Below are 15,955 nucleotides of genomic sequence, written 5' to 3'. Positions count from 1 at the left end.
CCGCGGCGGCCGGTGGCGCACCTCGGTGCCGAGCGACACCGGCCAGTCCGCCCGGCAGCGGCGCCGCCGCGGTCCGGCTCAGGCGGGCTGGCAGCTCGGGCACCAGTACAGCTTGCGCCCCACCAGTTCCTGGTGCGCCACCGGCGTTCCGCACACCAGGCACGGCAGCCCGGCGCGGCGGTAGACGTACACCTCGCCGCCGTGGCGGTCTTCGCGGGCGGAGCGGCCCTGGGCGAGGGGCATGTGCTCCGGCGCCACCGTGTCGATCCGCCCGACGCGCACGCCGTGGCGCATCAGGGTGACCAGGTCGGCCCACATCTCGTCCCACAAGCCGCGGTCGAGGGCGCGGCCGGGGACCATCGGGGCGAGGCCGTGGCGGAAGAGCACCTCGGCGCGGTAGACGTTGCCGACCCCGGCCAGCACCGCCTGGTCCATCAGCAGCGCGGCCACCGACGTGCGGGAGCGGGAGATCCGCTCCCACGCGAGTTCGGGCTTCGCGTCGCGGCGCAGCGGATCCGGCCCCAGCCGCGCCTTCAACGCGTCCACCTGGGCGTCGTCCAGCAGCTCGCAGCGGGTGGGCCCGCGCAGGTCGGCCCAGTGCGTGCGGCCGGTCAGCCGCATCCGCACCTGGCCCACGGGCTCGGTCACGGGCAGCGGGGTCTCGGAGAACGTGCCGTAGAGGCCCAGGTGCACGTGCACCGTCCCCTGTGGACCGTAGTGGTGCAGCAGGTGCTTGCCGTACGCCTCGGCCGAGACGAACACCTGCCCGTCGAGCCGCGCGGCCTCGTCGGCGAACCGGCCCTGGGGGCTGCTCACCCCGACCGGCGCGCCGTGGTAGCGGCGCTGGTGCAGGCGGGCCAGCCGGTGGAGGGTGTGCCCCTCGGGCATCAGGCCTCCGGGAGCGCCGGCGGGGTGCCGGTGCGCTCGTAGTCGAGCAGTTGCCGGATGCGGCGGCCGTGGCGCTCGTCCGGGGAGGGCGGCGTGGCCAGGAAGGCTTCCACGATCGCCGTGGCCTCCTCGGTGGTGTGCATGCGGGCGCCGACGCCGAGCAGCTGGGCGTGGTTGTGCTCGCGGCACAGCTTCGCCGTCTCGACGCTCCAGCCCAGCCCCGCGCGGGCGCCGGGCACCTTGTTGGCGGCGATCTGCTCACCGTTGCCGGAGCCGCCGATCACCAGCCCGAGGCTGCCCTCGTCGGCGACCACGCGCAGCGCGGTGGCCACGCAGAACGCCGGGTAGTCGTCGGCCGGGTCGTAGACGTGCGGACCGACATCGACGACCTCGTGCCCCTGCGCGCCGAGATGGCTCACCAGGTGGTTCTTCAGCTCGAAACCGGCATGGTCGGATCCCAAGTAGACACGCACAGCCGGAAGTCTGCCATCCCCCGCGGCGTCCGGCATGCTCCGGGGGTGGGCATCTGGGAGCAGCCGGGCCACGACGTCCGGCTCGAATGGGGCAGTGAAGGCGTCACCGCGCTCGGCGGCGCGTGCACCGTGCTGGTGGTGGTCGACGTGCTTTCCTTCAGCACCACCACGGATCTCGTCACGTCCCGCGGTGGCCGCGTGCTGCCGGTGCGATGGCGCGACGAGCGCGGAGTGGCTGAAGCACGCGAAGCCGGCGCCGTCGTCGCAGGCGAGGGCCGGTGGACGCTGCGGCCGTCTTCGGTGACGGCGATCCCGCCTGGGACTCTGCTCGCACTGCCGTCTCCCAATGGCGCCACGCTCTGCGCCGAAGCCGCTGCCACCGGCGCGCATGTGCTCGTCGGCTGCCTGCGCAACGCCACCGCCGTCGCGGCGAAGGCGCACGAGCTGGCGGACGGCGGCGCGATCGGCGTCATCCCGGGCGGCGAACGCTGGGGGGGTCAACCTGTTCGGCGAAAGCCAAGGGTCCGGCCCGCTGCGGCCGTGTATCGAGGACCAGCTGGGGGCGGGCGCGGTCGTCACCGCGCTGCTCCGCCTCGGCCGGGCGGCCTCGGCGGAGGCAGCGCTCGCCGCGGCGGCCTACCAAGCCACGGATGTCGCCGCCGCGCTGCGAAACTGTTCCTCCGGCCGGGAACTGGCCGCGACCGGCCACGAAAACGACGTCACCCTGGCCGCGCCGGTGGACGTCAGTGAGACCGCACCCGTGCTGGTCGACGGAATCCTGGAGGGCCGATGACCTGGACCGAACTCACCGACGGCGTCTACCTGCGCCGTCACCAGGAGCTGGACCTGACCACCGGGCTGGTGGCCGGCGCGGAACGCTGCCTGGTGATCGACACCCGGGGCGACGTCGATCAGGGCGCGGAGCTGGCCGCCTCGGTCCGCGAGCTGACCGACCGGCCGTGGGCGGTCGTCTACACCCACGCGCACTTCGACCACAGCTACGGCACCACGGCGTTCCTGCCCTGCGACGTCTGGGCGCACCAGCGCTGCCTACCCGAGCTGGTCGAACACGGCGAAGCGGCGAAGGTCAAGTGGGCCGAGCACTACCGCGAAGCCGGGAAGCCCGAGATCGCCGACGCACTCGGCCGGACCGGGATCATGCCGCCGGACCGGCTCGTCACCACTCGTCAGGAGCTGGACCTCGGCGGCCGCACCGCCGTGCTGGTCCACCCCGGCCCCGCGCACACCGATCACGATCTGGTGGTGCACGTGCCGGACGCGCGGATCGTCTTCGCCGGCGACGTGGTCGAGCACGGGCCGGAGGGCTTCACCGCGGACTCGTTCAGCGGCGAAAGCGATCTGCTCGGCTGGCCGCGCGCCCTGGAGGCGATCCTCGCGCTGGAACCGCGGATCGTGGTACCCGGCCACGGCGATGCGGTCGGGCCCGAATTCCTCCGCCGGCACCGAGCCGGGCTGCTCCGGCTGAACGAGCTGAAGGCCGCCGTCGAGGCCGGGAAGACGGGGCCGGACGAGGCGCTCGCGGCCTCGCCCTACCCCGCCGACGTCACCCGGGCCGCGCTGGCGGCCGGAGCGGGCCTCAGTCGAAGTTCAGCTCACCGGAACGGGTGCGCTTGAGCTCGAAGAAGTCCGGGTAGCCGGCCAGCGCGCGGGCGCCGTCGAACACCTTCAAAGCGTCTTCGCCGCGCGGGATCGAGCTGAGCACCGGGCCGAAGAAGGCGACGCCGTCGATGTGGATGGTCGGCGTGCCGACGTCCATGCCCACCGGGTCCATGCCCTCGTGGTGGCTCCGGGACAGCGCCTCGTCGTACTCGGTGGACCCGGCGGCCTCGATCAGCTCGGCCGGCGCGCCGATGGCGGCGAGCGACTCCTTGATCACGGCGAGGCGGTCCTTGTTGCCCTGGTTGTGGTAGCGCGTGCCGAACTCGGTGTAGTAGCCGCGCAACGCCGCCTCGCCCTGGGTCTGCGCCAGCGCCGTGGCCACGCGGACCGGACCCCAGCCCTCGTCCATCAGGTCCCGGTAGTTCTGCGGCAGGTCCTCGCGACCGGAGTTCAGCAGCGACAGGCTCATGATCCGGAAGTGCAGGTCGAGGTCGCGGTGCTGCTCCACCTCGAGGATCCAGCGCGAGGTGATCCAGGCGAACGGGCAGATCGGGTCGAAGTAGAAGTCGACCCTGGTGGGCTGGGACGTCGAGGTCATCTGGCTTGCTCCTGAGCGTGACTCGGGTGGTTGCGGGATTCACCGCTTCGGCGGGGGCCGGGCCCCACACCGAGACGCAACCGCGGGATCGCTCCGGTTGTTCCCTTCTCGCCCGCCGCACAGCCCGCATGATTGGATGCTCGGCAGCTTGAAAACCGTAACCGAAACCGACGACCAGAGGTGCCAGTGCCCGCCCCCAACCTGACTCGCGACGAAGCCAAGCAGCGCTCCGGCCTGCTGGATGTCGGCTCCTACGACATCGAGCTGGACCTGACCGACGGCCACGGCGGTCCCGGGGAGAAGACCTTCCTCTCCACCACCACCGTGAAATTCTCGAGCGCCCGGCCCGGCGAGTCGTCCTGGATCGACCTGATCGCCGAACGGGTCCGGTCCGCCGTCCTCAACGGCACCGAGCTCGACGTGAGCGCCTACGTCGAGGACCGGGGCATCGCGCTGCCCTCGCTCGAGGCCGACAACGAGCTGGTGGTCACCGCGGACTGCCAGTACACCAACACCGGCGAGGGCCTGCACCGCTTCGTCGACCCGGTCGACGACGGCGTGTACCTCTACACGCAGTTCGAGACGGCCGACGCCAAGCGGATGTTCGCCTGCTTCGACCAGCCCGACCTCAAGTCGGTCTACCGGGTCGAGGTGCGGGCTCCGCGGGACTGGAAGATCGTGTCCAACGCGCTCGCCGAGTCGGCCGAGGACACCACCGACGGCGCGCGGCACACCGTGTTCAAGGTGTCCGAGCGGATCTCCACCTACCTGGTGGCGCTGATCGCCGGCCCGTACGCCGAGTGGCGCGACGAATTCTCCGACGCCCACCGCACCATTCCGCTCGGCATCTACTGCCGCGCCTCGCTGGCCGAGCACATGGACGCGGACCGGCTGTTCGTGGAGACCAAGCAGGGCTTCGGCTTCTACCACGAGAAGTTCGGCACGCCCTACCCGTTCTCCAAGTACGACCAGCTGTTCGTGCCGGAGTTCAACGCGGGCGCGATGGAGAACGCCGGCGCGGTCACCTTCCTCGAGGACTACGTCTTCCGCAGCCGCGTCACGCGCTACGCCTACGAGCGCCGCGCCGAGACCCTGCTGCACGAGATGGCGCACATGTGGTTCGGCGACCTGGTCACCATGCGCTGGTGGGACGACCTGTGGCTGAACGAGTCGTTCGCGACCTTCGCCAGCGTGTTCGCCCAGGCCGAGGCGACCGAGTACAAGAACGCCTGGACCAGCTTCGCCAACATCGAGAAGTCGTGGGCCTACCGGCAGGACCAGCTGCCCTCGACGCACCCGATCGCCGCCGACATCGTCGACCTGCACGCGGTCGAGGTGAACTTCGACGGCATCACCTACGCCAAGGGCGCCAGCGTGCTCAAGCAGCTGATCGCCTACGTCGGCATCGAGCACTTCCTCGACGGGCTCAAGGTCTACTTCGGCAAGCACGCCTGGGGCAACGCCACCCTGGCCGACCTGCTGGCGGCGCTGGAGGAGGCGTCCGGTCGCGACCTGTCGTGGTGGAGCGCGCAGTGGCTCGAGACCACCGGGCTGAACTCGCTGAGCCCGCGGTACGAGGTGGCGGCCGACGGCACGTTCGCCTCGTTCGCCGTGGTGCAGTCCGGTGCCAAACCGGGCGCGGGCGAGCTGCGCACGCACCGCGTCGCGGTCGGCGTCTACGACGAGGACGACCAGGGCCGGATCGTCCGCACCGAGCGGGTCGAGCTGGACGTCGACGGCGAGCGCACCGCGGTGCCCGCGCTGGTCGGCCGGCCCGCGGGGCGGCTGGTGCTGGTCAACGACGACGACCTGACCTACTGCACGATGCGGCTCGACCCGGCGTCGCTGACCACGCTGATCGACCGGATCTCCGACATCGAGGAATCCCTGCCCCGCACGCTGTGCTGGTCGGCGGCGTGGGAGATGACCCGCGAAGCCGAGCTGAAGGCGCGCGACTTCGTGACGCTGGTGGCGCGCGGCATCCACGCCGAGAGCGAGGTCGGCGTGGTGCAGCGGCTGCTGCTGCAGGCGCAGACGGCGCTGAACTCCTACGCCGAGCAGAAGTGGGCCGCCGAGCAGGGCTGGCCCGCGCTCACCGGCCGGGTGCTGGAGCTGGCCCAGTCCGCCGAAGCGGGCTCGGACCACCAGTTGGCGTTCGTCAACTCGCTGGCCGGCGGCGTGCTCGACGAGGCGACGCTGGGCGTCGTCGCGGGCTGGCTGGACGGCTCGGCCCCGCTGCCGGGCCTCACCGTCGACACCGACCTGCGCTGGCGTCTGCTGCAGGCGCTGGTGGCGCACGGCCGGGCGGCCACCGACGAGATCACCGCGGAGCTGGCTCAGGACGACACCGCGGCGGGACGGCGGCACGCGGAGCGCTCGCGCGCCCTGCAGCCGACGGCGGAGGCCAAGGCCGACACCTGGCAGCGGGCGATCTTCGACGACGAGATCCCCAACGCGGTCAGCGATTCGCTGATCTCGGGCTTCTCGCACCCGGGCCAGAAGGGACTGCTGGGCGAGTACGTCGGCAAGTACTTCGAGGTGATCGACGAGGTGTGGGCGCGGCGTTCCAGCGAGCGCGCCCAGCCGACGGCGATCGGGCTGTACCCGTCGTGGGCCGTGGAGCCGGCGACGGTGACGGCGTCGGACGAGTGGCTCGCGGGCGAGCACCCGGCCGCGCTGCGCCGCCTGGTCTCGGAGGGCCGGGCGGGCATCGTCCGCGCGCTGGCCGCCCGGGACTTCGACCGCCAGTCCTGACCTGGTCCGTGAGCGGTCCGGGACGGCTCCGCCCGGCCCGGCCGCTCACGAGCGGTCCGGGAAACGATGAAGGGGACCCCCTCGGCCGAGGGGGTCCCCTTCATCGTTCTCCGGTGCCGGCGTCAGTGCTTCGGCGCGGGCCCGGCCTGGTCGCTGAGCATGCGCAGGGCGTTCACCAGACCGCCGACCAGGTCACCCTCCTTGAAGGAGGCGACCATGCTGGCCACGGCGAGCTTGGCGCCGCGGTCGGGTACCCGCTGGTAGGCGTGCTGCCCGGTGACGATCTCGATCGCCCGCTGGGCCGGTGAGACGGCCACCAGCACGGCGTTCGACGGGTCGTCGGTGGCGGCGTGCAGCTTCTCCGCGCCGGCCCGGGAGTCCTGCTCGAGATCGCCCAGGTACACGCTGAAGTCGAGGCCGGACTCCCGGCTCGCGAAAGTCAGCGCTTCGTCCAGGCGCGCGAGCTGCTGCACCGAGAACGGGACGGCCGGGGCGGACGGCTCGTACATCTTCGCGGCCGAGCGACGGCCGCTGCCGGTCACGACCTCGCCGAACGGCAGGTCCTTCTCCGACTCGTGTCCCAGCAGATCGACCGCGGTGGCCGACGGCGCGAGTTCACCAGTTGCCACGAGCGCCTCCGGCCGCGGTCGAGGCGCCCGCGGGCGCCGCACTGTCCACTCCGGTCGCCCGGGGCCCGGCACCGACGCCGTCCGGGTTGGCGCTCCACCACATCGCGGGGTACTCCCACGGCTGACCCGGCCGGTACCGCGACGTCCCCGAGGACCTCTTGCGCAAGGTGGCCGCTCCGACCACCAAGTAGATGGCCAGGGGGATGACCGCGTAGACCAGGATCGTCTCGACAACGTTCACGGCGGTGAGCGTATCGGATGGCCCTGGCGGCCACCGCGCGGCGCCGCACCGGGAGACGACCGTTCGTCGCCGGACAACGCCCGTCCGCCGCTTGGCCCGCCCGGACTCGCACGTTGAGCCGAAGCGGGGCGGGCCGAAAGATGGCAACTCACCGTACAGGCGGCCGTACCCGCCGCTGCCGTCTTGTCGGAACCTTGAAATCCTCGTAGCTTTTTCACCTGTACGGGCCTTGCGCCCCGCTCCTCAGCCCCAGCAGGTAACGCACCGGTCCCAGGAGGCCACGTCATGCAGAGCGTCCAGACCCCCGCTCAGGCGATCAACGAGACCGTTTCGTCACTCAGCGACACCGAATTCACCCCTGGGACTCGCGTGACGTCAGGCACAAGGGTTACCCGCGGTACTCGGGTCACTCGCGGTACACGCGTCACCGGCGGAACCCGCGTGACCCGCGGCACCCGGGTCACGCGCGGCACCCGCGTCACGGCCGGGACCCGCGTCACCTGCGGCACCCGCGTCACGGCCGGCACCCGCGTCACGCGTGGCACCCGGGTCACCCGTGGCACGCGCGTCACCTTGGGCACCCGGGTCACCCGTGGCACCCGGGTCACCTTGGGCACCCGCGTCACCAGCCAGGCGGACTTCACGCTCGCCGCCTGAGGCGCGCGACCAGAGCTTCGACGCGAGGCAACCCGGCTCGCCCCGGCCGCCAGCAGGCAGCCGGGGCGCCGATGTGTCCGGGGTCAGGCCGCGGAACCGAGGTACGGCCGCCAGAGCGGGTCGGCCTCGGTGGAGTGCGCCAGCAGGCGCCAGTGCGGGCCGTGCGGGGCCCGCGGGACCACGCGCAGCCGCCAGCCGATCTCCGAGAGCAGCCGGTCGGCCTTGCGGTGGTTGCACCGGGCGCAGCAGGCGACGCAGTTGGTCCAGGTGTGCGGACCGCCGCGGCTGCGCGGGAGGACGTGGTCGATGGTCTCGGCCCGGCCGCCGCAGTAGGCGCAGCGGAATCGGTCGCGGTGCATCAGCCCGGCCCGGGTCAGCGGCACCTTGGCCCGGTAGGGCACCCGCACGTAGGTGCTGAGCCGGATGACCGAGGGCACGGGCAGCGAGACGGTCGCGGCGTGCAGTTCGACGCCGCCCGGGTCGCCGTGCACCACTTCGGCCTTGCCGCACAGCACCAGCACCACCGCCCGCCGCAGCGGCAGGGCGGTCAGGGGTTCGAAGGTCGCGTTCAGCAGGAGCACGCGACGGCGGCCCCACGAGGGGGTCGCCGGATCCCGGCCTCTACGCTGGCCGGGCGGACGGGAGACACCCCCGGGCCGGGTCCCCGGGCCGGCCGGGCCGGACGCGGCGCCCCCCGGGCAGGCCCGCAGAATCGCCTCCGGCGACTGCTCGGCCGTGGCTCGGCCGGGGCCGCCGAAGGGGATGGGTTGTCGGTCTGGCACTCGACCACCTCCACCGGTGCAGGCATAGTCGACCACACATCGCCCCCCGAGCGCACCTGTCTTGAATGACGTGTCATCTCACCGCCGCACCCGGGGTGGGGCAACCACCAGCTCAGGAAGGACTGTTCCCGCTCGTGAATCTCGTGCTCAGCGCCCCGCCGGTGTGCATCTCGGACCCCAGCACCTGGTGCGCGCAGGTCTTTTCGATCACGCACAACCAGTGGCTCGCCGGCTCGGCCGACTGGCTCGTGACCAAACCGCTGCGGATCATCCTGATCCTGGTGCTGGCGTTCCTGGTGCGGTATCTCACACGGCGGCTGATCGACCGCGTGACCACCCTTCCGCGCAGCGGCGGGAAGCTGCCCGCGCTGCTGAAACCGCTGCGGGAGCGCGCGCCCGACGTGCTGGGCCCGGCCGTGGTGGAGCGCCGACGCCAGCGGGCGAAGACCATCGGCTCGGTGCTCAGCTCGATGAGCACGTTCCTGATCTACGGACTGGCCTTCATCCTCGTGCTGGGCGAGCTGGGGGTGAACCTCGCGCCGATCATCACCACGGCCGGCATCCTCGGCGTGGCGATCGGGTTCGGCGCGCAGAACCTGGTGCGCGACTTCCTGTCCGGCATGTTCATGATGATCGAGGACCAGTACGGCGTCGGCGACATCGTGGACATCGGCCCCGCCACCGGCACGGTCGAGGCCGTGGGCCTGCGCATCACCACGCTTCGCGATCTGAAGGGCACCGTCTGGTACGTGCGCAACGGCGAGGTGCTGCGGGTCGGCAACTCCAGCCAGGGCTTCGCCGTCGCGGTGGTGGACGTGCCGCTCGGCTACTCCGCCGACGTCGACCTGGCCACCACGGTGCTCAGCGAGGCCGCGAACAAGGCCACCCGCGGCGAACTGCTCGCCGTGAACGTGCTGGAGCCGCCGGAGCTGCTCGGCGTGGAGAAGGTGACGCCGGAGGGCATCGAGCTCCGGCTGACGGTGAAGGTCCGGCCCGGCAAGCAGTGGGCCGTGCAGCGCGCGCTGCGGGCACAACTGCTCGGCGCGCTGGAGGAGGCGGGTTTCGAACCGCCGCTCGGCCGGTTCATGTCCTCGGTACCGGCCGCCGACAAGTAGCGCGCGGCAAGGCAAGATGGAGGGGTGTCGACTGTGAGTGGGCCGGATCCGGTGAGCCTGTACGAGGCCGTGGGCGGTGAACCGACGTTCCGCCGGATCGTCGCGCGGTTCTACGCCGAGGTGGCGACCGACGAGGTGCTGCGCCCGCTGTACCCGGAGGAGGACCTCGGCCCGGCCGAGGAGCGTTTCCGGCTGTTCCTGATGCAGTACTGGGGCGGCCCGCACACCTATTCCGACCAGCGCGGGCACCCGCGGCTGCGGATGCGGCACGCGCCGTTCAAGATCGGCCCGATCGAGCGGGACGCCTGGCTGCGCGCGATCCGGATCGCCGTGGACGAGGAGCATCTCGAACAGCCCTACCGCCAGCAGCTCTGGGCGTACCTGGAAATGGCGGCGCACAGCATGATGAACAGCTTCGTCTGATGTCCCGGCGGGTGGCCGGGCGCCGGGCGGCCGAGCCGGCACCGCGGTCTTCGTGGTGGCAGGACGCCGTCTTCTACCAGATCTACGTGCGTTCCTTCGCCGATTCCGACGCCGACGGGGTGGGCGACCTCGAAGGCATCCGCAGCCGGCTGGGGTACCTGGAGCGGCTGGGCGTCGACGCGCTCTGGCTCACGCCGTTCTACCGCTCCCCCATGGCCGACCACGGCTACGACGTGGCCGACCCGCGGGACGTCGACCCGCTGTTCGGCACCCTGGGCGACTTCGACGTGCTGCTGACCGAGGCGCACCGGCGCGGCATCCGGGTGACCGTGGACGTGGTCCCCAACCACACCAGCAACCAGCACGCCTGGTTCAAGTCCGCGATGGCCGCCGCCCCGGGCAGCCGGGAGCGCGAGCGCTACCTCTTCCGCGACGGGCGCGGGCCGGACGGCGCCGAGCCGCCCAACAACTGGGTCAGCGTGTTCGGCGGCCCGGCCTGGACCCGGGTGCCGGACGGGCAGTGGTACCTGCACCTGTTCGCGCCCCAGCAACCCGACCTCAACTGGGCCGACGCCGAGGTGCGCCACGACTTCGAGCGCACGCTGCGGTTCTGGCTCGAACGCGGCGTCGACGGCTTCCGCGTCGACGTCGCGCACGGCATGGCGAAGCCGCCCGGACTGCCAGACATGGACCTCGGCCAGTCCGGTCCCGGACCCGGCCCGGCCGGCGATTCCGGTTCCGGCCCCGGTTCCGACCCCCGGTTCGACCCCCGCTTCGACAACGAGGGGGTGCACGAGGTCCACCGGATGATCCGCCGGGTGCTCGACGAGCACCCGGGCACCATGGCCGTCGGCGAGATCTGGGTGAGCGACGAGGAGCGGCTGGCCCGCTACCTGCGCCCCGGCGAGCTGCACCTGGCGTTCAACTTCCGCCTGGTGCTCACCCACTTCGACGCCGACGCGATGCGGACCTCGATCGAGCGCTCGCTGGCCGTGCCGCGCGCGGCCGGCGCCCCCGCGACCTGGACGCTGAGCAACCACGACGTGTGGCGCACGGCGAGCCGGTACGGCGGCGGACCGGCCGGGGTCCGCCGCGCCCGGGCCATGGCGTTGGTCGAGCTGGCCCTGCCCGGCGCGGTCTACCTGTACAACGGCGAAGAGCTGGGGCTCGAAAACGCCGAGATCCCACCCGCGGCGATGCAGGACCCGCGGGCCCGCACGCAGGGCCCGGAGTTCAGCCGCGACGCCGCCCGCGTGCCGATGCCGTGGGAGGGCGATCTGCCGCCGTTCGGCTTCTCGCGCACTCCGCGCACCTGGCTGCCGATGCCGGTGGCGTGGGCGGACCAGACCGTCGAGCGGCAGCTGGGGGAAGAGGGATCGACCCTGTCGCTGTACCGGCAGGCGGTCGACCTGCGCAAGCACCACCCGGCGTTCCGGGTCGGCGACGAACTGGAGTGGTACGGCGCGCCCGCGGGCTGCTTCGCGTTCCGCCGCGGCAAGGGCGGGCTGATCTGCGCGTTGAACACTTCGGCCAGCTCGATCGCGCTGCCGCCCGGCGAGCTGCTGCTCTCCAGCAGCCCGCTGGTCGACGGGCGGCTGCCGCCGGACGCGGCGGCCTGGCTGGTCTGACCCCCCGAGTCAGCGGGGCCGGACCGGCCGCACACCGGTCCGGAGCGAGGCCCCGTCCCCGCGGATCGTCAGACGCCGGCGGTGCCGGCCCGCTGCCCGGCCGCGTCCAGACCCAGCATGGCGAGCATGTCGCGCAGGTCCTGGGCGTCGTGGGCCTTGGCCGCCACCGTGCGGACCGCCAGGTCGCGCTGGGTTCGCAAACCCACTTCGGCCGAAGCGCGGGCCCGGGCGAATTCACTGGTTTCCAGGGAAAGGGGACGTCGTTCCGAGCGCATGCGGCTCCTCGCCGAGATCGAAGTGGGCCCGGCGGCCGGGGTCCACCCGCCACGGGCGGGACGATCGGCCGACGACGACGCCGGCCCTGATGCCGGCGCGCGGGATGTTCTCGACCGGCCTGACGCTACACGAGCCACACCCGGTGACACCAGCGAGCAGGCATTCCGGGGCACGATGTGCGGTACGGTCGCCCCGGATCGGAACCGGCGTCGGGCGAACGACTCGAAGCGCGCGAGGGGACGAAGACATGCCCCCGCGAGGTCGCCACCGCCCGGCCCGAACGGGACGGACCACCCGCCCCCAGTGGCTTCATCGCCGACCACGCAACAGGATCCCCGTCTGTCCATAAAGGATGTACATTGTGGATGGAAATCCCCGGATGTCCGCCCGCACAGCCGATCGGCGAGAGGTATGGCGTCCGGGGGCCCGGCCGTGCTTTACTGTCGGCGGTCTTGTTTTGTGTTCGTGCGGTGGGTGCGCCCGCAGCCACGCTCGCAAGATGCAGCGGGCGTAGTGGTTCTCCTCCACGGAAGATCACCCCGTCGGTGCTGGACCCGGATGCCGAGGTGGCATCTCGATTTCAGTGTTCAGTGGTGGAGATTTCTATGACGCAAGGCACCGTGAAGTGGTTCAACGCCGAGAAGGGCTTCGGCTTCATCACCCCGGATTCCGGCGGTGGCGACGTGTTCGTGCACTACTCCGAGATCCAGGGCAACGGTTTCCGCAGCCTCGAGGAGAACGCGCGCGTGGAGTTCGAGATCGGGCAGGGCCAGAAGGGACCGCAGGCCACCTCGGTCACGGTCATCTGAGCTTCTTTCCAGGCTTTCGCGAAGGGCCGGCCGCCGTCGAGGCGCCGGCCCTTCGCCGCGTCTCGGGCCGCCTTCAGGCGGCGGCCCGGAGCGCGGCCGCCGAGCGGCTGAGGTACCGGGCCGTGCCGGCGGTCAGCAGCAGGGCGGTCACCGGCTCGACCAGCGAGGTGACGGTGGCCGCCAGCGTCACCGGCAGCGCGTAGGCGCAGACCACGCAAGCCAGGGCCGAGACCCCGAACGCCACCGCCCAGGCGGCCGTGACCACGCGCATGGCCCGCACCCCGGCCGGGCGGCGGTAGACCTCGTCGAACCGCCCGGCCACGTCGGGCCGCGCCCGCACGGCGAAGTAGCGCGCCAGCATCAGCATGAGCGGACTGCGCGTCGGCACGGACACCGCCGCCGCGAGGGCGATGGCCAGGTAGATGATGCCGCCGCGCGCCATCACCGTGCGCGCGTCCCGGGTGACCAGGGCGAGGACGACCGAAACCACGAGGAAGACGACGACCAGCCCGGAGATCGCGTTGAACGGCCGCCCCCGCAGCCGATCGGCGGCCAGCCGGCCGAGCGGCACGATCGAACCGGCGGTGTAGGCGATCACGTCGTTCACCCCGAGCAGGTGCAGGACGAAGAAGATCAGCAACGGCGGCGCCACATCGCGGAGGACGGCGGCCACCGTGGAGCGCAAGGCGGCCCGGGAGGTGACAGGCCGGGGCTGGCCGTAGTGAGACGGGTCCGGCCGAGACTGGCCGGACTGCGACTGGTCGGCTGGAGACGGCGTTCCCAGCGATGGTGTGGCCGGAGACTGGGCGGCCGGAGATGGCGTGGCGCCGGTCGCACGAGCGTCCGAAGGCGACGGTGTCATCGTCAGGTCCTCTCCTCGTTGTCCATTGTGGGCAGTCGGCTGGACCGGAAGCCCGGGCGGCAGCGCACTTCGACCAGGATTGGTCAGCCCGAGCCCGGAAACGTGACGCGACCACGGCGCTCCTGTGCGCCCGCCGGATACCGAGGACTTCCCCGATCTCGAACTCTCCGGCCCACGCCGTGCGCCGACTCGCGTCGTTCCGATCCGGACTCTTCCCGAACCGACCCACTCTTGATTCCCTCGTACTCTCGATTCGAGAGTACACCCAAGTAGCGAGTCCGGAAATTGGGTCTGATGACGCCTCGTTCCCTCGGGCTGGACCACGGATGGCCGTGGCGAACCCTCACCCGCGCTCCGACCCGGCCGGGGGACAGCCGTGCACGGTCGTGGTGCCCGGGAACCATCGGGAAGCGGCGGTCGTTGACCCGGGGAACACCGGCCAGGTTCTGCCCGTGGCGGAACCGGCCGTACCGGCGGTGCTCCAAGGCCCCCGGCGGTGTTCTTCGGCCCCCGGCGCTGCCGCCGGCGGACCCATCTCGGGAAACCGGCCCCGGCGGCGGTACCCCATCCGCGAACGTTCCAGCTCAACCCCAGGAGCCCAGCATCGACACCCTTGACCCGGCCCCCGATCTCGCCCCCGCAAGCACCGGCCACCCCGGCGACGAAGCTCCCTCCCGGCAGGAAACCAACCCGCCCGGCGGCAACCCGAGCCCCGAGCCGAAGACCCCCGGCCGGACCGGGGAACCGGTGATGGCCGGGCAGAAGACCGGCACCGAGGCCTTCCTGGTCAAGCTGTTCGCCGTGGTCCCGCTGCTGGCGGTGGCCGCGGCGGTGCCGTTGGCCTGGGGTTGGGGGCTGAGCTGGCTGGACATCGGGCTCGCGGCCGGCTTCTACTGCGTGACCGGGCTCGGCGTCACCATCGGCTTCCACCGGTACTTCACCCACGGCTCGTTCCGGGCGCGGCGCGGACTGCGGATCGCGCTGGCCGTCGCCGGCAGCATGGCCATGCAGGGGCCGGTGGTCGCCTGGGTGGCCGACCACCGGCGCCACCACGCGTATGCCGACCGGGACGGCGACCCGCACTCCCCCTGGCGGTTCGGCACCACCCCCGCGGCGCTGGCCAAGGGGTTCTGGCACGCGCACATGGGCTGGATCTTCGACCGCGACAAGACCAACCCGCGCCGGTTCGCCCCCGACCTGCTGGCCGACCCCGACATCAGCCGGGTCGACCGGCTCTTCCCCCTGCTCACCCTCGTCACCCTGCTGGGCCCGGCGCTGCTCGGCGGGCTGATCACGATGAGCTGGTGGGGCGCGCTGACGGCGTTCTTCTGGGCCGGGCTGGTCCGGGTCGCCGCGCTGCACCACGTCACCTGGTCGGTCAACTCGCTGTGCCACATGATCGGCGAGCGCCCGTACGAGGCGCGTGACCGCTCGGCCAACTTCTGGCCGCTCGCGATCCTGTCCTTCGGCGAGTCCTGGCACAACTCCCACCACGCCGACCCGACCGGCGCCCGGCACGGCGTCGGCCGTGGGCAGCTCGACATCTCCGCCCGGCTGATCTGGGTGTTCGAGAAGCTGAGCTGGGCCTCGCAGGTCCGCTGGCCCCGTCCCGAGCGCTTGGCCCGCAAGCTCCGCCCGGTCGCCTGACCCCGACGTGAGAGAGACCCGGCAGCCAGTGCTGCCGGGTCTCTCTCACCACCGGGCCGAGGTCATCACGTCGGCCCGGTGCGCAGGAGCATCCGGGCGACCAGGTCCTCGTCGTCGACGGCAACCCGGGCGGGCGGGACGCCGAGAGGCACGCCGCCGGTCCGGGAGACCACCTCGGTGACGAACCGGCCGACGGCCTCGGGCGCGGGGACCACGTCGCCGCCGAGGCGGGAGAGCACCAGCGGCACCTCGGCCGGATGGGTCTCCACCGAGACCGCCCAGCCCTGGCGCGCACTCCACACCAGCATCAGATCGCGGCCCGGGTACTGCGGCGCACGCCGGCTGAGGCCGAGGTACGCGGTGACCGTGTCGGTCGCTTCGAACGACGTTCCTTCGCGCGGAACGCCCACGGCGGCGGCCACCGCGCGGACGTAGCCCTCGAGGGCGTGCCGCAGCAGCTGGTGGTCGTCACCTTCATCAGGCAGGTAGGCGTGAGATTCCGGTTTGGACAGGAGCATCAGATCTCCGTTCCACCGTCCCACCGCGCCAGGAA

At 72.1% G+C, this 15,955-nt stretch carries 17 protein-coding genes and 1 pseudogene; 9 read left to right on the top strand and 9 right to left on the bottom strand.

From position 1 onward, the window contains the following. Positions 1 to 78: 78 nt before the first annotated feature. Together NYF13_RS26610 and NYF13_RS26605 are read right to left on the bottom strand one after the other, a co-directional pair. Positions 79 to 888 (bottom strand): DNA-formamidopyrimidine glycosylase family protein, encoded by an 810-nt coding sequence (locus NYF13_RS26610; RefSeq protein ID WP_315660485.1) that lies wholly within the window; start codon positions 886 to 888, stop codon positions 79 to 81. Further along, positions 888 to 1,361 (bottom strand): ribose-5-phosphate isomerase, encoded by a 474-nt coding sequence (locus NYF13_RS26605; RefSeq protein WP_315660484.1) that lies wholly within the window; start codon positions 1,359 to 1,361, stop codon positions 888 to 890. Before NYF13_RS26605 ends, NYF13_RS26610 begins: the two co-directional genes overlap by 1 nt. Before the next feature lie 45 nt (positions 1,362 to 1,406). Here NYF13_RS26605 and NYF13_RS36810 point away from each other — a divergent pair. Then, positions 1,407 to 2,154, top strand: a pseudogene (locus tag NYF13_RS36810) (2-phosphosulfolactate phosphatase). After that, positions 2,151 to 2,996, top strand: a complete 846-nt coding sequence (locus tag NYF13_RS26595) for an MBL fold metallo-hydrolase (protein ID WP_315660482.1) — start codon at positions 2,151 to 2,153, stop codon at positions 2,994 to 2,996. Before NYF13_RS36810 ends, NYF13_RS26595 begins: the two are co-directional and overlap by 4 nt. Here the strand turns inward: NYF13_RS26595 and NYF13_RS26590 are convergent. Further along, on the bottom strand, positions 2,959 to 3,579 hold the full coding sequence (locus NYF13_RS26590) for a DsbA family protein (RefSeq protein WP_315660481.1): 621 nt from the start codon (positions 3,577 to 3,579) through the stop codon (positions 2,959 to 2,961). The two genes, NYF13_RS26595 and NYF13_RS26590, sit on opposite strands and share 38 nt — an antisense overlap. 186 nt (positions 3,580 to 3,765) lie before the next feature. Here NYF13_RS26590 and pepN point away from each other — a divergent pair, with 186 nt between their 5' ends. After that, positions 3,766 to 6,333, top strand: coding sequence for an aminopeptidase N (pepN, locus tag NYF13_RS26585; protein ID WP_315660480.1), 2,568 nt, complete (start codon positions 3,766 to 3,768; stop codon positions 6,331 to 6,333). A gap of 122 nt (positions 6,334 to 6,455) precedes the next feature. On the opposite strand, the gene NYF13_RS26580 is transcribed toward pepN, so the two are convergent. Both NYF13_RS26580 and NYF13_RS26575 read right to left on the bottom strand, forming a co-directional pair. Next, on the bottom strand, positions 6,456 to 6,962 hold the full coding sequence (locus NYF13_RS26580) for a DUF5130 family protein (protein ID WP_315660479.1): 507 nt from the start codon (positions 6,960 to 6,962) through the stop codon (positions 6,456 to 6,458). Continuing rightward, the gene (locus NYF13_RS26575; RefSeq protein WP_315660478.1) at positions 6,949 to 7,203 is read right to left on the bottom strand and encodes a hypothetical protein; all 255 of its coding nucleotides are present in this window, start codon (positions 7,201 to 7,203) and stop codon (positions 6,949 to 6,951) included. Before NYF13_RS26575 ends, NYF13_RS26580 begins: the two co-directional genes overlap by 14 nt. Positions 7,204 to 7,644: 441 nt before the next feature. Here NYF13_RS26575 and NYF13_RS26570 point away from each other — a divergent pair, with 441 nt between their 5' ends. Next, complete coding sequence (locus NYF13_RS26570) at positions 7,645 to 7,860, top strand: hypothetical protein (protein WP_315660477.1); 216 nt, start codon at positions 7,645 to 7,647, stop codon at positions 7,858 to 7,860. Positions 7,861 to 7,943: 83 nt separating this feature from the next. Here NYF13_RS26570 and NYF13_RS26565 read toward each other — a convergent pair whose 3' ends face one another. Continuing rightward, positions 7,944 to 8,441, bottom strand: a complete 498-nt coding sequence (locus NYF13_RS26565) for an HNH endonuclease (protein WP_315660476.1) — start codon at positions 8,439 to 8,441, stop codon at positions 7,944 to 7,946. Positions 8,442 to 8,776: 335 nt separating this feature from the next. On the opposite strand from NYF13_RS26565, the gene NYF13_RS26560 reads away from it, so the two are divergent. From NYF13_RS26560 to NYF13_RS26550, 3 genes are read left to right on the top strand one after another with little or no spacing between them, the layout of a single operon-like run. Continuing rightward, the gene (locus tag NYF13_RS26560) at positions 8,777 to 9,757 is read left to right on the top strand and encodes a mechanosensitive ion channel family protein (protein ID WP_315660475.1); all 981 of its coding nucleotides are present in this window, start codon (positions 8,777 to 8,779) and stop codon (positions 9,755 to 9,757) included. 33 nt (positions 9,758 to 9,790) lie between these two features. Next, positions 9,791 to 10,180 (top strand): globin, encoded by a 390-nt coding sequence (locus NYF13_RS26555; protein ID WP_396287750.1) that lies wholly within the window; start codon positions 9,791 to 9,793, stop codon positions 10,178 to 10,180. Further along, positions 10,180 to 11,808 carry an alpha-amylase family glycosyl hydrolase gene (locus NYF13_RS26550; protein WP_315660473.1) on the top strand — a complete coding sequence of 543 codons (1,629 nt, stop codon included), beginning with the start codon at positions 10,180 to 10,182 and terminating at the stop codon, positions 11,806 to 11,808. The genes NYF13_RS26555 and NYF13_RS26550 overlap by 1 nt, the downstream gene beginning before the upstream one ends. Before the next feature lie 68 nt (positions 11,809 to 11,876). On the opposite strand, the gene NYF13_RS26545 is transcribed toward NYF13_RS26550, so the two are convergent. Beyond that, on the bottom strand, positions 11,877 to 12,083 hold the full coding sequence (locus tag NYF13_RS26545) for a hypothetical protein (protein WP_315660472.1): 207 nt from the start codon (positions 12,081 to 12,083) through the stop codon (positions 11,877 to 11,879). 606 nt (positions 12,084 to 12,689) lie between these two features. Here NYF13_RS26545 and NYF13_RS26540 point away from each other — a divergent pair. Further along, positions 12,690 to 12,893, top strand: a complete 204-nt coding sequence (locus NYF13_RS26540; RefSeq protein ID WP_091619686.1) for a cold-shock protein — start codon at positions 12,690 to 12,692, stop codon at positions 12,891 to 12,893. A 73-nt stretch (positions 12,894 to 12,966) separates the two neighbouring features. Here NYF13_RS26540 and NYF13_RS26535 read toward each other — a convergent pair whose 3' ends face one another. Next, complete coding sequence (locus NYF13_RS26535) at positions 12,967 to 13,566, bottom strand: VC0807 family protein (RefSeq protein ID WP_315660471.1); 600 nt, start codon at positions 13,564 to 13,566, stop codon at positions 12,967 to 12,969. Between the two features lie 939 nt (positions 13,567 to 14,505). On the opposite strand from NYF13_RS26535, the gene NYF13_RS26530 reads away from it, so the two are divergent. Beyond that, the gene (locus tag NYF13_RS26530; protein WP_315660470.1) at positions 14,506 to 15,402 is read left to right on the top strand and encodes an acyl-CoA desaturase; all 897 of its coding nucleotides are present in this window, start codon (positions 14,506 to 14,508) and stop codon (positions 15,400 to 15,402) included. Positions 15,403 to 15,467: 65 nt separating this feature from the next. Here NYF13_RS26530 and NYF13_RS26525 read toward each other — a convergent pair whose 3' ends face one another. Then, the gene (locus NYF13_RS26525) at positions 15,468 to 15,920 is read right to left on the bottom strand and encodes a DUF6292 family protein (protein WP_315660469.1); all 453 of its coding nucleotides are present in this window, start codon (positions 15,918 to 15,920) and stop codon (positions 15,468 to 15,470) included. Positions 15,921 to 15,955: the final 35 nt, after the last annotated feature.

Source organism: Amycolatopsis sp. PS_44_ISF1, from assembly GCF_032335455.1.
Taxonomy (GTDB): domain Bacteria; phylum Actinomycetota; class Actinomycetes; order Mycobacteriales; family Pseudonocardiaceae; genus Amycolatopsis.
The sequence above is the reverse complement of the archived record's forward strand: the minus strand, read 5'-3'. Positions and strand labels throughout refer to the sequence as shown.